The 15183-nt window shown below is 65.8% G+C and carries 12 protein-coding genes and 1 pseudogene; 7 read left to right on the forward strand and 6 right to left on the reverse strand.

Annotation, left to right across the window (positions count from 1 at the left end; genetic code table 11):
* Positions 1-25 precede the first annotated feature (25 nt).
* Positions 26-3802: a DUF748 domain-containing protein gene (locus AC07ZH_RS00730; protein ID WP_495198126.1), complete on the reverse strand. Its 3777-nt coding sequence runs from the start codon at positions 3800-3802 to the stop codon at positions 26-28.
* A gap of 178 nt (positions 3803-3980) precedes the next feature.
* Positions 3981-4733: an alanyl-tRNA editing protein gene (locus tag AC07ZH_RS00735; RefSeq protein WP_495198127.1), complete on the reverse strand. Its 753-nt coding sequence runs from the start codon at positions 4731-4733 to the stop codon at positions 3981-3983.
* 56 nt (positions 4734-4789) lie between these two features.
* On the opposite strand from AC07ZH_RS00735, the pseudogene AC07ZH_RS00740 reads away from it, so the two are divergent.
* Together AC07ZH_RS00740 and AC07ZH_RS00745 are read left to right on the forward strand one after the other, a co-directional pair.
* A pseudogene (locus tag AC07ZH_RS00740) lies at positions 4790-5635 on the forward strand (creatininase family protein); the annotation flags it as partial.
* 78 nt (positions 5636-5713) lie between these two features.
* The gene (locus AC07ZH_RS00745) at positions 5714-6085 is read left to right on the forward strand and encodes a rhodanese-like domain-containing protein (protein WP_495198254.1); all 372 of its coding nucleotides are present in this window, start codon (positions 5714-5716) and stop codon (positions 6083-6085) included.
* A gap of 14 nt (positions 6086-6099) precedes the next feature.
* Here AC07ZH_RS00745 and lysM read toward each other — a convergent pair whose 3' ends face one another.
* Entirely contained in the window at positions 6100-6603 is a 504-nt protein-coding gene (gene lysM / locus AC07ZH_RS00750) for a peptidoglycan-binding protein LysM (protein WP_495198128.1), read from the reverse strand.
* Between the two features lie 189 nt (positions 6604-6792).
* Here lysM and AC07ZH_RS00755 point away from each other — a divergent pair, with 189 nt between their 5' ends.
* Positions 6793-7557, forward strand: coding sequence for a type III pantothenate kinase (locus AC07ZH_RS00755; protein ID WP_119109308.1), 765 nt, complete (start codon positions 6793-6795; stop codon positions 7555-7557).
* Between the two features lie 221 nt (positions 7558-7778).
* Here AC07ZH_RS00755 and AC07ZH_RS00760 read toward each other — a convergent pair whose 3' ends face one another.
* The 3 genes from AC07ZH_RS00760 to AC07ZH_RS00770 all read right to left on the reverse strand — a co-directional run bounded on the left by AC07ZH_RS00760 (position 7779) and on the right by AC07ZH_RS00770 (position 10063).
* Complete coding sequence (locus AC07ZH_RS00760) at positions 7779-8552, reverse strand: hypothetical protein (RefSeq protein ID WP_495198129.1); 774 nt, start codon at positions 8550-8552, stop codon at positions 7779-7781.
* 22 nt (positions 8553-8574) lie between these two features.
* Positions 8575-9237 carry a TetR/AcrR family transcriptional regulator gene (locus AC07ZH_RS00765; protein ID WP_119109306.1) on the reverse strand — a complete coding sequence of 221 codons (663 nt, stop codon included), beginning with the start codon at positions 9235-9237 and terminating at the stop codon, positions 8575-8577.
* A gap of 193 nt (positions 9238-9430) precedes the next feature.
* Positions 9431-10063, reverse strand: coding sequence for a phasin family protein (locus tag AC07ZH_RS00770; RefSeq protein ID WP_495198130.1), 633 nt, complete (start codon positions 10061-10063; stop codon positions 9431-9433).
* 197 nt (positions 10064-10260) lie between these two features.
* Between AC07ZH_RS00770 and AC07ZH_RS00775 the strand changes: the two genes are divergently transcribed.
* The 4 genes from AC07ZH_RS00775 to rfbA all read left to right on the forward strand — a co-directional run bounded on the left by AC07ZH_RS00775 (position 10261) and on the right by rfbA (position 15179).
* Complete coding sequence (locus AC07ZH_RS00775) at positions 10261-12246, forward strand: SDR family oxidoreductase (protein WP_495198131.1); 1986 nt, start codon at positions 10261-10263, stop codon at positions 12244-12246.
* 65 nt (positions 12247-12311) lie between these two features.
* Positions 12312-13391 carry a dTDP-glucose 4,6-dehydratase gene (gene rfbB / locus AC07ZH_RS00780; RefSeq protein ID WP_495198132.1) on the forward strand — a complete coding sequence of 360 codons (1080 nt, stop codon included), beginning with the start codon at positions 12312-12314 and terminating at the stop codon, positions 13389-13391.
* Entirely contained in the window at positions 13388-14278 is an 891-nt protein-coding gene (gene rfbD, locus AC07ZH_RS00785) for a dTDP-4-dehydrorhamnose reductase (protein WP_495198133.1), read from the forward strand. Before rfbB ends, rfbD begins: the two co-directional genes overlap by 4 nt.
* 10 nt (positions 14279-14288) lie before the next feature.
* Positions 14289-15179, forward strand: coding sequence for a glucose-1-phosphate thymidylyltransferase RfbA (gene rfbA, locus AC07ZH_RS00790; RefSeq protein WP_495198134.1), 891 nt, complete (start codon positions 14289-14291; stop codon positions 15177-15179).
* Positions 15180-15183 lie beyond the last annotated feature (4 nt).

Here is a 15183-nt window from a genome sequence, read left to right on the forward strand (position 1 = left end):
CAAGTCCGACAGGCTCCTAAGCCGCCTATTTTGCCGCCAGACTCAGCTCGGCCTGCGGCGTCCACCCTGCGCCGTCTGCGGCCAGCTTGGGCGCGGCGAGAAAAAGCCGCCCTTCCGGTAGCTTTTGCGCCACCAGAAACTGCTTCACCGCCTGCCCGCGCTCGGCCGCCAGTGCGCTGGCCTGGGCTTCGGTTGCGGCGGGCAGGTGCGCCAGCAGCAGGGCCTCCATCTCGGCTACCGGCAGGTCCTTGGCCATGCCGACCAGGTTGCGCGGCTTGGGCATGTCGGCGCGGCCATAGACCTTTTTCAACAGAGCCGGGTATTCGGCGGCCTGCACAGGCGTGTCGTCTTCAGCATTGGCGCGCCGCTTTTCCGCCAGCACCAGTTGCTGCAGCCGTTCGCGCTGCATGGCCTCGCGCTCGCGCGGCAGGCTGGCGGTGCCAGTGACTGTCAGGTTCAGCGCCGGGCGGTCCGTCAGGGCTTTCGCCACTTTGCCAAGACTTTGCTGTGCCTGTGGGGAAAGCTCGGCGCTGCCTGGGGCGAAGGCCACGCTGCTGAGCTCGTCGCCGCCGCCAAGCGCGCTCGCCAGCAGGCTGAACGGTGCCGTGATCGCCTTGCCGATGAGGTTCACGATGATCTTGAAGATCACCGGGCCGAGCTTGAACTGCGGGTCGTTGAGCGAGCCGCTGATCGGCAGGTCCAGGTCAATCACGCCATGGCTGTCCGACAGCAGGGCCACTGCCAGCTTGACGGGCAGGCTGTTCGGGGCGCCCGCCACGGGCTCGCCAAACGTGAGCTGGTTGAGCACCAGCTTGTTGCTGGCGGTCAGTTGGCCATTGGGCAGCACCTTGTAGGCCACGTCCATGCTCAGCTTGCCGCGCTCGATGCCGTGGCCGGCGTATTTCACGGCGTAGGGCGAGAGCGGTGGCAGCTCCAGGTCGCGCACCTTGCCCTGGATGTCGAGCGCCAGCGGTTTTGCCAGGGGGTTGAGCTTGCCGGTCACTTCCAGCGAGGCCGAGCCCTCGGCCCGCCCGCGCAGCTCCAGGTCGGCCAGCACGGGCTCGCTGCCAGCGGGTTGCGACGAAAACGCACTGAGTTTGCCGGTCAGCTCGCTGAGGTCGGCCGAGTAGTTGGGCTTGATGAAATAGTCCGAGAACAGCACCTTGCCGTTGACCAGGCTCATCGGACCGAACTGCAGCACCGGGGCCAGCGGGTCTGGCGCGGCGGCCTGGGCCGTGACAGGTGCTGCGGGCGCGGCGGGAGTGGCCTGCGCCTGAGCAGGGTTCGTCGGTGCAGCCGCCCCGGCAGCGGGTGGTATTGCCGCCTGGCCCGGTGCTTTCACCAGTTGGTCGAGGTTGATGCGGCCGGTCTCGTCAATGGACAGGCGCGCGTAGAAATCGGCCAGGCTGGTTTCCTTGACCTCCACGCGCGGCGCGGTGCCGGGGGCCAGCGCCACATGCAGCCCGCGCAGGCCCAGGCTCTTCCAGGCCAGCAGCTCTTCGCCCACTTGCGAGGCGGTCTTGGCCGTGGTGGCGCCGGTGCTGTTGGCCCGCAGCTGGTCGATGGCGGCGTCGCCGTTCAGGCCCAAGGTATTTCCGCGCCCGGTTTGCGCAAAGGCCATCGTGCCGCGAAAACCGGCTTCGCCCTGCAGCAGCTCGATCGCCAGCCGGTCGGCCAGGTAGCCGTCGAGCGCTTGCAATGGCAGGCGGCTGGCGTCCAGCTGGCCTTGGGTGGCAAAGGGCTGGGGCGTCAGCGTGCCCTTGTAGCTGAGCTTGCCGGCCTCCCCTTTGCCTTTGCCCGTGCCCGCACCCACGCGAGCCGAGACTGCGAAGGCTTCGGGTTTGCTGCCATCGAGCGCCAGGTTGCTGGCCTGCAGGTCCAGGGCTGAGACGTTGAGCGCCACCGGGCGCGGTTGGCTGCGGTCGGCAAAGCCAAGCTTGCCGCCTTCGACGCTGGCTTCTGTGATCTGCACGCGCCATGGGCGCGCGGCGGCATCGGGGGGAGTGCTGGTACGGGGGGTGTCGGAAGAAGCGCCTTTCAGCCAGCGCTCGAACATCCAGCGCCCGTCCGCGCTGCGTTCCACGCTGGCCTGGGGCTGGGAAATGGCGAGGCGCTCAATGCCCACCGTACGGCCATCGAGGTCCACCTTGGCGCCCTCAAGCGCGATCTGGTCCACGCTTGCGAGGCTGGTCTTGCCTTGCCTGAGCGCGAGCTGCGAGACGGTCAGCGGCCCCACCTCCAGCGTGACGCCCGTCCCGCCTGGCTTTCCGGCTGCCGCTGCGTCCCACTGCACACCCAGGTCACCGTCGATCTGTCCGACGAGTGCGGGCTCCAGCACCTGGGCCAGGTAGGGCGCTGCCAGTGGCAGGGCAAGGCCCTTGACCGACAGCTTCAGCTGCGCAGTTTGGTCGCTGGCCTGGCCCTCGAAGGACAGCGTGCTGCCCTGCAGGCCCAGCGCGCCGTGAAATGGAAACGGCTTCTGAAACGGAAACGCCAGTGCGCTGGCATCGACGCTGAGCCCCGTGGCCTCCAGCGCGGCGGCCGGACGCGTGCTCTGGTCGGCCCAGTGCACCGTGCCCTGGCGCACGGCGATCTGCGCGACGGAGACCGACCAGGCAGGCGCCTTGCCGGGGGTGCCAGCATGCCCCTTGGCGCTGCTCGCCGCTTGGCTGGCTGCGGGTGCAGGTGCAGGTGCAGGTGCAGGTGCAGCGGAGGCATGGGTGCTTGCAAGGGCGCTTGTAGCGGGTGTCGGGGCAGGCGCGGGCGCGCCCAGTTGCGCCAGATTGACGGCGCCAGCGGCATCGCGCGCCGCGCTCAGCACCGGCGCATCCAGTTCGATGCTGCCCAGGCGCAGAACGTGATCCAGCGGACGCACATCGTCCAGCGCCACGCTCAGGCGGTCCCAGGCAAGCAAAGGCTGCTGGCTGCGGTCGGCGATCTGCACCTTGCGCGCCTGGGCCGTGCCTGTCAGTTTCACGGCAACTTCCGGCTTTTGCTCGAAAGCGAGCTTCAGGTCCAGGTCGAGCACGGCGCCCTGCAATCGCACGGGCAGACTGGCGGGCAGGTAAGCCAGATACGGCGCCAGGTCCAGACCACTCCATTTGATCGTCGCTTCGCCCTTGCCGGTTTGTGCGAACGGTGTCGCCTGGGCCGATGAGCTGAAGTGGCTGCTGCCCAGATCGAACGACAGGTGGGGCTCCACCTTGATATCGCGCTGCGAGGGCAGGGTGCTGAGGAAGGGCACTTGCAGCGACAGCTGGCGCACGGCATGGCTCTGGTTCACCGTGCGATCGGTGAAGTCGATGGCACCACCCGTCAGCGTCAGGTTGTACAGCGCCAGCCGTGCGGGCGCGGTGCTGGGCGCATCGGCAGGGGTGGCAAAGCGCGCCAGGATGTCGTCCACATCGTAATGGCCATCCGCCAGCAATGTCAGCCGCAGATGGGGGCTGTCAATGGCCAAAGCATCCACCACCGGCGCCAGGCGCACCAGCGATTGCAGCTCGGCATCGGCATACACCCGCGCAATCTCCAATTGCGGCGCTGCGCCATTGAGACCGCCAACGACGAGGTCGCGCAGCGTGATCTCCAGCGTCCAGGGCTTGAATTCGATGGCGCCCAGCGTGACAGGCCGCCCCAGCAGTTCGCTGGCTTTGCGCTCCAGCGGGCCCTTGGCAAGCACCGGTACCAGCAGCCAGCTCAGCAGCCACAGCAGCAGCAAGGTCACAACGGCCCACACAGCGCGGCGTACCCAGCGGTGCTTGTGCAGACGGCTTAGCGCAGGAAAAGACAGGGAATGGGGCATTGGGAGCGCTGCGAGCAAAGACGGGGAGGCGATTATCCGCATCAGGCGCCACGTGGGTGGCAGTCGTGTTCAGACAAGGCTCGGGGCGATCCTCCGTATCGTGGCACTTTTCAATGTGCAGTCGTCACATGCACTGCGCGCCTATGAGGCTGTCTCAAAAAAACGCATTTCGCTTTGCTCACTCGGCAAAGCCGAGCACCACCCTGCGGGTGGTGGCGCTCTTCTTCTCAATTTTCGTGACCGCGATGCGTCCAATTTCCGCCGTATTGGCGACATGTGTGCCGCCGCAGGGCTGCAGGTCAATCAGCGCAGCGCCCTCCGCACCGCCGATGCGAATGGTGCGGATGCGACCCGTGCCGCGCGGGGGCTGCACGCTCATGCTTTTCACGAGCTGCGGGTTGGCGTCCAGCTCTTCGTCGCTGATCGACTCCACCGCAAAAGGGAGCGAGGCGGCCACCAGGGCCGCCAGGCCTTGCGTCAACACATCCTTGTCGAGCGGATCGGTCATGGCGAAATCCATACGTGCGTAGTCAGGCGTGATGGAGCAGCCGTTGACCAGTTGCGGCACGAGGTGGCACAGCAGGTGCGTGGCGCTGTGCAGCCGCATCATGCGGTGGCGCCGCTCCCAGTCGATGCGCGCGGCCACCCCATCGGCCGGCTGCAGCTGCGCCAGCAGCGCCTCCTGCCCGGGGGCAGCGATATGCACGATGCGGCCGGTGGGTGTGCCGGCGTCGTCCTTTTCCTTGCGGGTATCGGCAATGGCGATTTCGCTGCCGTCTTCGAGCAGCAGCATGCCGGCATCGCCTGCCTGGCCACCCCCCAGCGGGTAGAACACCGTGCGATCCAGCACGATGCCTTGCGGCGTGGTGGCGATCACCTGCGCACTGCACATGGCCAAGCGCGCATCCTTGCGAAAAAGCTCTTCTGTCATGGGGCGAATCGTATAGCGCAATGCCGAACCTGTCTTCGCGCCGCTACCATGCGACCATGCCGACCGAACCACTTTCCCCTCCCGCGCTGCCCTCCCGTTTCTGGTCGGAGCTGGGGACGCGCGATTTCGCGCAACTCGCCGCCTCCCCTGGCATTGAGCGCACTGTGGCTGTGTTGCCGGTGGCCGCCACGGAGCAGCATGGCCCGCATTTGCCGGTATCGGTCGATGCCACCCTGCTGCAGGGCGTGATGGACGCGGCCCTTGCGCTGCTGCCCCCCGAACTGCCGGTGCTGTTTCTGCCACCGCAGAACGTCGGCCTGAGTCCGGAGCACATCCGCTTCCCGGGCACGCTGACGCTTGCTCCCGCCACGCTGATCGCGCTTTGGACCGAGCTGGGCGAGAGCGTGGCGCGCGCCGGTATCAAGAAGCTCCTGCTGTTCAACGGCCATGGCGGCCAGGTCAGCGTGATGGACATCGTCGCGCGCGAGCTGCGCACCCGCTGTGGCCTGCTGGTCTATAGCGCCAGTTGGTTCAGCCTGCCGCTGCCGCAGGAAGTGAGCGCGCGCTTCAGTGCCGAAGAGCACCGCTTTGGCATCCACGCAGGCGATATCGAAACGTCCATGATGCTGCACCTTGCACCGCACACCGTGCGCATGGAGCAGGCGCAGCACTTTCACTCCACCTCGCAAGACCGCGCGGCGCGCTACCCGCTGCTGGGCAACGGCAAGAGTGCCAAGCTCGGCTGGCAGATGCAGGACTACAACCTGGCGGGTGCGGTGGGCAATGCCGCCGCGGCGACATCAGAAAAGGGACGCGCGCTGGTGGAAGCTGCAGGGGCAGGTCTTGCCCAGTTGCTGCAGGAAATGGCTGACCTGCCCGGCGACACCTTGTGCGATACGCCGCGGCTGCTCCAGCCGGCCGCGCCTGTACACGCTGCACCGACCACGTTTGCGCGACGCGAGCAGGGCTACGCTGGCGACGTGACGCCCGAGCAGGCGTGGGGTTGGGTCAGCGCAGGCGAAGCGGTGCTGGTGGATGTGCGCAGTGATGCCGAGCGCGCTTGGGTTGGCGAAGTGCCGGGTGCGGCAGCGGTGGCCTGGAAGCAGTGGCCCGGCATGCTGCTGAACCCCGACTTCGATGCGCAGCTGCGCGCCGCAGTGCCTGCCGGCCAGCGGGCTGTGCTGCTGTGCCGCAGCGGGGTACGCTCGATTGCGGCGGCGCAGCGCGCGACGCAGCTAGGCTTTGAAGCCTGGAACGTGCTGGAAGGCTTCGAGGGCGACCCCGATGCCAGCGCGCAGCGCAACCACAGCGGTGGCTGGCGTGCGCGCGGCCTGCCTTGGCGGCAGACCTGAGCAGTTTCTGAAATTTACAGCGCTGGAATGCGCAGTTTCTGGCCCGGATAAATCTTGTCCGGGTCGCTCAGCATGGGTTTGTTGGCTTCGAAGATTTTCGGGTATTTGCTGGCGTCGCCGTAGTATTTTTTGGCAATCGCCGAGAGCGTGTCGCCGCGCACCACGTCGTGGTACTGCGCTTCCGGCGCCGGCGCGGATACTGCCATCAGGTTGTTGACCTGCTTGACGCTGGCGACATTGCCGCAGCAGAGGGTTACTTTTTCCAGAGACTCCTGCGATGGCGCCTGGCCGCTGACGTTCACCGTACCGGTCGCGCCGTCGTAGTCCACATGCACGCCTTCCACGCCGAGCTTTTGGCTGGCAATGTAGCTTTCGATGGCGCGTGCTGCCTGTGCATTGAGCGCGTCGAGCGACGGCTTGGCCGTTGCGTCGGTTGCGGCTTTCGTGACAGCGGCTTCGACTTCTTTACCGCCGAACAGTTTTTCGCCGGCTTCTTTGATGAAACTGAAAAAACCCATGGTGTGAGCTCCCTGATGTCGAATGTTGAATCGGTCTGTTGATGGCGCACCGTGAGCGCGCCTGTGAACCATACACGCGCTCGCGCTTGCCCGCATGTGGGAGGAGGCCGCAAACGCGGCATCATGCCGGTTTTGGGCATGTCCCCTGTGCAGCGCCCACGTGCCACGAAACTCCGCATAATTCCCGCCATGACCTTTCTTGCGATCGACGTGGGCAACACCCGGCTCAAGTGGGCCTTGTACGAAGCCCCCGGTCCTGGCGCCGCGCTGCTGGCTCAGGGCGCGGAATTCCTGGACCACATCGAACGTCTCGCCGAAGGGGCGTGGGCGAAGCTGCCGCACCCGGCACGCATGCTGGGCTGCGTGGTGGCGGGCGACGCTGTCAAGCGCCGTGTCGAAGAACAGATGGAACTGTGGGACGTGTCCCCCCAATGGGTGGTGGCCAGCGCGCAGGAGGCGGGCCTCATCAACGGCTACGACCACCCCACGCGCCTGGGCTGCGACCGCTGGGTCGCCATGATTGGCGCGCGCCACCGCATGCTTGCCCAGGGCCCCGAGCGTCCACTGGTGGTGGTGATGGTGGGCACGGCCGTTACCGTGGAAGCCATCGACGCGCACGGGCGGTTTCTGGGCGGACTGATCCTGCCGGGCCACGGCATCATGCTGCGGGCGCTTGAATCGGGCACGGCAGGTCTGCACGTGCCGACGGGGGAGGTCTGCCTGTTTCCCACCAACACCAGCGATGCGCTCACCAGCGGCGGCACCTACGCCATTGCCGGGGCGGTCGAGCGCATGGTGCAGCACGTGATGGCGCACTGCGGCAGCGAGCCGGCCTGCATGATGACTGGTGGCGCCGGCTGGAAAATGGCGCCCAGCATGACGCGACCGTTCGAGCTGGTGGACAACCTGATTTTTGACGGATTGCTGGAAATCGCTGCCCGGCGCTTCGCCTGAGCGCCAGCAGCGCATGAAACCGGCGTGGCTTAGACCAGCGACCGCCGCGCAAGGGCCGCCCCGCAGCGCTGGCGGTGTCTCCCTTCCGCATCGCGCAGCGATGCAAGAGAAGGGGCTGAGGGCTGCGGCTCCAAGCCTGCCTGCGCAGGCTTGGACGGCTCCGAAGGGCTGGCGCCTCTGGCGCTTGCTCGGAGCGGCGAAGCCGCGCAGGGGGTTGTCCCCTATTCCTCCAGCTCGGCGCGGGCCAGGTCCACGTCCAGCTGTTCCATGGCATCCTGCGGCTTGGAGGCAGCAGCCTTCTCGTACAAGGCAGTGGCTTCGCGCATCTTGCGGTCGCCTTCGAGCATGACGAGTGCGTTGGCGTACTCGATCATGGCAATGGCCGAATCAGGGTTCAGGCGCAGCGCCTCCTGGAACAGCTTGAGCCCCTTGTCCTTTTTGGCGCCATAGGTCATCCCGCCGATCAGTGCCCCCACCTTGTCGATGACTTCAGCGTGGAAGGCGCCAAGGGCAATGTGGGCATCGGCATGCGCAGGTGCCAGGGCAATGGCCTTTTCCAGCGATTCGCGAATTTTGCTGCCAAGGCCCTGTGCCAGCGCCTTTGCCACGCTGATGCCCTGGCTGTAGCGGCCCAGCGCGTAGGCGTTCCAGTACCAGGCGTTGGCGTTGTCCGGGTCTTCCTGGGCCTGTGCCTGGGCCTGCTCGGCGACCTGCATGAAGAGTTCCAGGCGCGTCTTTTCCTTTTTCTCTAGATAGTTGGCGTAGATGGCCGTGGCCTTGTTGGCCGCGGTCACGCCAGCGCCACCGGCGGCCAGGCCGAGCTGTGCGGCCTCCTGAAATTCGCCGTTGTGAAAATGTGTCCACGCCTGTAGCACCTTGGCATCCTTGGGCAGGGGTTCGGCGTCGCCGGTATGCAGGCGCACCCAGTGTTTCTTCAACTGTGCCGCGTCATAGTGGTACTGGCCTGCATGCGGGAAAGGGGTCCATTTCGCCATGGGGATCTCCGTTTGAGAGGGTTCAATCGCCCTTGTCCTGGTAGGCATCGGCCAGGGCGAGCAGATGCTGGCGCTGGTCGGCGTGCAGGTAGGGCATGAGCAGGTTCAGTACATGGTGTGCGCCGCGCAGCAGGGCGGCCTGTGCGCTTTCCGGCTCCAGTGCTCGGCGCGGGTCGCGCACGTATTCAAAATTCAGCCAGTAGGTGAGCACGACCACCATGCTGGTCGCCGTGGGCCCAGCCTCGCGCGAGTCGATTTGCAGCGCACCAGCGCGCTCCATGCCCACAAGCAGACTGCGCACCGCGCGTGTCTTGTCCGCGAGCACCGTCTGGAAATGCGTCTCCAGCAAGCGGTTCTTGGAGAGCAGGTCGTTCAGGTCGCGGTACAGAAAGCGGTACTGCCAGATGAGCTCGAACAGCGAGTGCATGAAGAACCACGCGTCTTCGACATTGCGGACCGATCCCGCAGCCGCCAGCAACTCGCCCAGCGCGCGCTCGTAGCGCTCGAACAAGGAGTTGATGAGCTCGTCCTTGGCGGGATAGTGGTAGTACAGGTTGCCCGGACTGATGCGCAGCTCGGCCGAGATCAGCGTGGTCGAGACGTTGGGCTCGCCGAACCGGTTGAAGAGTTCGAGCGTGACCTCAAGAATGCGTTCTGCGGTGCGCCGTGGCGCTTTTTTCACCATGGAGTGCGGTCTGTTGCGTCGGGCGATTCGGGCGGGGCGTTGGGGGGTGTGCAGGCCACTTTAACCGACGCGCAAGTGTCTTTCTGATGCTGCGGTGCACCATCTTGATGCCCCGCAAACGCCACGGCCGCCAGACCCTCGGTGGGTGTGGCGGCCGTGCGCGCCGGAACTGGCCGGCGCAGTGCGTTCGGGCTTAGGAGGCGCTTGCTGCCTCAGGCGCTTCTGCAGCGCGCGGTGCTGCCTTGGGGAAAGGTGTGCGAGCGGTGCGCGGCTTGGCGGCAGCCTTCTTGGCAGGAGCCTTTGCCGCAGGCTTCTTGGCAGGCGCTTTGGCGGCGGCCTTGGCAGCGGGTTTGACAGCAGGCTTGGCGCTCGACGGCTTGGCGGCCGCCTTTGCGGCAGGCTTTGCAGCAGCAGGAACGCTCTTGCCCATGCTCTTGGCCAGCGCGTCGATGCGGGCGTTCAGCACGTCCAGGTCGCGCGACGAGGGCACGCCCAGCTTGGCAAGCGACTTGGCGACGCGGTCTTCAAAGATGTTTTCCAGCTTGTCCCACTGGCCAGCAGCGCGCGAACCAATGTCGCTGGCCATGTTGGTCATGCGGCTTGTGGCTTCGGAGAGCTTTTCTTCGGCAGCCGATTGCGTCTTGCGCTGCATGGACAGACCTTCCTTGACCAGGGCTTCAAAAACCTTGGTGCCTTCTTCTTGCGCTTTCGAGAACGCGCCAAGTCCAGCCAGCCAGATTTGCTGAGCCGATTCCTTCACCGTGCCTGCGAGCTGTGCGCCGCTTTTTTTCTTGTCGTTGCTGATTTTTTGAAGCTTCTTGACCATGGTTCCTCCGAAGGGTTGATTGGACGCCGCGGCAGGAGCCAGAGCGCATGGAGCCACTGTACGCGCGCAGCAGGGTCAGGTGTAGGGGGGGGCTCCTAAAAACCTAGACTGAGCGCTCCAGTCCTGACACGGGTTTTCGCTGAACCGACCGGTGCCATGCTGGGCAAGAATGGAGACCTTCGCAAAGGGAGAGATTCATGCAGTATTTCGTTACGGGCGCAACGGGGTTCATCGGTCGGCGGTTGGTCAAAAAGCTGCTGGCACGCAAGGGCTCGGTGGTGCATTTCCTGTTGCGACGCGAGAGTGAAGACAAGGTGGCGGAACTGCGCCGCTATTGGGGTGTGGGGTCGGCACGTGCCGTGCCGGTGTTTGGCGACCTCAAGGCCAAGCGCCTGGGGGTGGCCGCGGAAGACGTCAAGCGCCTCAAGGGCCAGATCGACCATTTCCACCACCTCGCCGCGGTGTACGACCTGTCGGCCGACGAAGAGAGCCAGGTCGCCGTCAACATCGACGGCACGCGCAACACGGTGGAGTTTGCCAAGGCCATTGGTGCCGGGCATTTCCACCATGTCTCGTCCATCGCCGCTGCCGGCCTGTACGAAGGCGTGTTCCGCGAAGACATGTTCGCGGAGGCCGAAGGGCTCGATCACCCGTACTTTCGCACCAAGCACGAGAGCGAGAAAATCGTCCGCGAAGACTGCAAGCTGCCCTGGACGGTGTACCGCCCCGCCATGGTCGTGGGCGACAGCCAGACCGGCGAGATGGACAAGATCGACGGCCCGTACTACTTTTTCAAACTGATTCAGCGCATGCGCCAGATCCTGCCGCCCTGGATGCCCTCGGTGGGCCTGGAAGGCGGCCGCGTGAACATCGTGCCGGTGGACTACGTGGTCGATGCGCTCGATGCCATCAGCCACCAGGCGGGCATCGCCAGCCGGTGCTTTCATCTGGTCGATCCGGTCGGCTACCGCGTCGGCGATGTGCTGGACATCTTCAGCCGCGCCGCACACGCGCCGCGCATGAATTTGTTTGTCAATGCGGCGCTGCTGGGGTTTCTGCCCCGCGGCATCAAGAAAAGCCTGATGGCCCTGGCGCCGGTGCGCCGCGTGCGCGACGCCGTACTCAAGGATCTGGGCCTGCCCGAGGACATGCTCACCTTCGTCAACTACCCCACGCGCTTCGACAGCCGCGAGGCGCAGGCGGCGCTCAAGGGCACAGGCGTTACCTGCCCCAACCTGAAGGACTATGCCTGGCGCCTGTGGGACTACTGGGAGCGCCACCTCGACCCCGAGCTTTTCATCGACCGCAGCCTCAAGGGCACGGTGGTCGGCAAGGTGGTGCTGGTCACGGGCGGCAGCTCGGGCATCGGCCTGGCCGCCGCGCACAAGTTCGCCGAAGCCGGCGCCACCACCCTCATCTGCGGGCGCGACCAGGCCAAGCTCGACGAGGCCTGCGCCGAGGCCGAGGCGCGCGGCAACCGCTTCATCGCCTACGCGGTGGACATCGCCGACATGCAGGACTGCGATCGGTTCATCCAGCAGGTGCTGGCGGACCATGGCGGCGTGGACTTTTTGATCAACAACGCCGGCCGCTCCATCCGCCGCGCCATCGAGTCGAGCTACGACCGCTTTCACGACTACGAGCGCACCATGCAGCTCAATTACTTCGGCTGCCTGCGCGTCACCATGGGGCTGCTCCCCGGCATGGCCGCCAAGCGCAAGGGCCATGTGGTGAACATCAGCTCGATTGGCGTGCTGACCAATGCCCCACGCTTCTCGGCCTACGTCGCCAGCAAGGCGGCGCTCGATGCCTGGACGCGCTGCGCGTCCAGCGAGTTTGCCGACCAGGGCATCACCTTCACCACCATCAACATGCCGCTGGTGCGCACCCCCATGATCGCCCCCACGCAGATCTACAACAACGTGCCCACGCTGGCGCCCGAGGAGGCGGCGGACATGATTGCCCAGGCCTGCATCTTCAAGCCGGTGCGCATCGCCACCCGCCTCGGTGTCGTTGGCCAGGTGCTGCATGCCTTCCTGCCACGCGTCGCGCAGATCACCATGAACACCAGCTTTCGCATGTTCCCGGATTCGACCGCGGCCAAGGGTGACAAGGGCGCCAAGCCCCAGCTTTCGGCCGAGGCGGTGGCACTGCAGCAGATGATGCGCGGCATCCATTTCTGAGGCGCCGGGCGGTTGCGGGGGGGATGGATAATCGGCGCCATCTTTCCTTGCCCCCTCGCAACTCCATGATCCTCGTTACTGGCGGTGCTGGCTTCATCGGCGCCAACTTCGTGCTCGACTGGTTGGCCGCCAGCGAGGAGCCTGTTCTCAACCTCGACAAGCTCACCTACGCGGGCAATCGCGGCAATCTGGCAAGCCTCGATGGCGATGCGCGCCACGTCTTCGTGCAAGGCGACATTGCGGATACGGCGCTGGTCGAGCGCCTGCTCTCCAGCTACCGGCCGCGTGCCGTGGTCAACTTCGCCGCCGAGTCGCATGTGGACCGCTCCATTCACGGTCCCGAAGACTTCATTCAGACCAATGTGGTTGGAACTTTCAGGCTTTTGCAGGCTGTAAGGCAATACTGGCAAGCGCTACCAGCTATCGAAAAAGAAGCGTTCCGGTTCCTGCATGTGAGCACCGACGAGGTCTACGGCACCCTCTCGGCGGATGCGCCGGCCTTCACCGAGACGCACGCCACCGAGCCCAACAGCCCCTATTCGGCCAGCAAGGCCGCCAGCGACCATTTGGTGCGCGCCTGGCACCACACCTTCGGCCTGCCGGTGCTGACCACCAACTGCAGCAACAACTACGGCCCGCTGCATTTCCCGGAAAAACTCATCCCGCTGATGATCGTCAACGCCCTGGCCGGCAAGAACCTGCCGGTGTACGGCGACGGCATGCAGGTGCGCGACTGGCTCTACGTGGCCGACCACTGCAGCGCCATCCGCCGCGTGCTCGAAGCCGGCCAGCCGGGCGAGACCTACAACGTCGGCGGCTGGAATGAAATGCCCAACATCGAGATCGTGCGCACCGTCTGCCGCCTGCTCGACGAACTGCGTCCGCGCGAGGATGGCAAGCCGTACGCCGAGCAGATCAGCTACGTCCAGGACCGCCCCGGCCACGACCGCCGCTATGCCATTGATGCGCGCAAGATCGAGCGCGAACTCGGTTGGAAGCCCGCCGAGACCTTCGCGTCGGGCATTCGCAAGACGGTGGAGTGGTACCTGGCGAACCCCGAATGGGTGGCGCAGGTGCAAAGCGGCGCCTACCGCGACTGGGTGCAAAAGCACTACGAAGCGGCCCCCGCCGCCACCAGCGCATGAACATTGTTCTTTTCGGTAAAAGCGGCCAGGTCGGCTGGGAGCTGCAGCGCAGCCTCTCGGTGCTGGGCCGGGTCACCGCACTCGACTTTGACAGCCAGGAGCGTTGCGGCGACTTTGCCAACCCGGACGGCATCGCCCAGACCGTGCGCGCGCTCAGGCCCGACATCATCGTGAATGCCGCCGCCCACACGGCCGTGGACAAGGCCGAGAGCGAGCCCGCGCTGGCGCAGTTGCTCAATGCCACCACGCCCGGCGTGCTGGCGGGTGAGGCCGCGCGCTTGAACGCCTGGCTGGTGCACTACAGCACCGACTACGTTTTTGACGGCAGCGGCACTCGCCCCTGGGTGGAAACCGACCGGCCCGCACCGCTCTCCGTCTATGGCCGCACCAAGTGGGAAGGTGAGCAGCGCATCCAGCAATCGGGCGCCAAGCACCTGATTTTGCGCACCAGCTGGGTCTATGCGGCGCGCGGCAGCAACTTTGCCAAGACCATGCTGCGCCTGGCGCAGGAGCGCGAGCGCCTCACCGTCATCGACGACCAGTGGGGCGCGCCCACCGGCGCCGACCTGCTCGCCGACGTCACCGCCCACGCCCTTCGCCACCTGCAGGCGCGCCCCCAGGACGGCGGCCTGTACCACTGCGTGGCCGCCGGCGAAACGAACTGGAATTTGTATGCAAAAGAGGTGCTAGCGCAGGCTGCTATTGCGCAACCAGCTATCAAATTAAAAGCAACCGAAGTGGCGCCCGTGCCCACCAGTGCCTTCCCCACGCCCGCCGCCCGGCCCCACAACTCGCGCCTGGACACCGCGCGCCTGCGGAATACCTTCGGCCTCACACTCCCGCCCTGGCAGCAGGGCGTGGCCCGCATGCTGCGCGAAATCCTTTGAAAGCCCCGACATGACGACCCCCACCCGCAAAGGCATCGTGCTTGCCGGCGGCTCCGGCACCCGCTTGCACCCTGCCACGCTGGCGCTCAGCAAACAGCTCCTGCCGGTGTACGACAAGCCTATGGTGTACTACCCGCTCGCCACCCTGATGCTCGCCGGCATCCGCGAGATCCTCCTCATCAGCACGCCGCAGGACACGCCGCGCTTTGCGCAGTTGCTGGGCGATGGCAGCCAATGGGGCCTCAAGCTCCAGTACGCGGTGCAGCCCAGCCCCGACGGCTTGGCGCAGGCGTTTCTGATCGGCGAGGAATTCCTGGGCGGCCACCCCAGCGCCCTGGTGCTGGGCGACAACATTTTCTACGGCCACGACATCCACGAGCTGCTCTCCAGCGCCGGCCAGCGCACGAGCGGAGCGACAGTCTTCGCCTACCACGTGCACGACCCCGAGCGCTATGGCGTGGCCGAGTTCGACGGCGCCGGCAAGGTGCTCTCCATCGAAGAAAAGCCCCAGGTTCCCAAGTCGAACTACGCCGTCACCGGCCTGTACTTCTACGACGAGCGCGTGGTGGAACTGGCGCGCCACCTGGCGCCTTCACCCCGTGGCGAACTGGAAATTACCGACCTCAACCGCCTCTATCTCGAACAAGACGCCTTGCACGTGGAAATCATGGGCCGGGGCTACGCCTGGCTTGACACCGGCACGCACGACAGCCTGCTCGACGCCGGCCAGTTCATCGCCACGCTGGAGCGCCGCCAGGGCCTGAAAATTGCCTGCCCCGAAGAGATCGCCTGGCGCAGCGGCTGGATCGGCGACGCCCAGCTCGAACGCCTGGCACAGCCGCTGGCCAAGAACGGCTACGGCCAGTACCTGATGCGCCTGCTCAAAGAGAAAGTGTATTGAACGC

The organism is Simplicispira sp. GW247-4R2A (genome assembly GCF_059424465.1).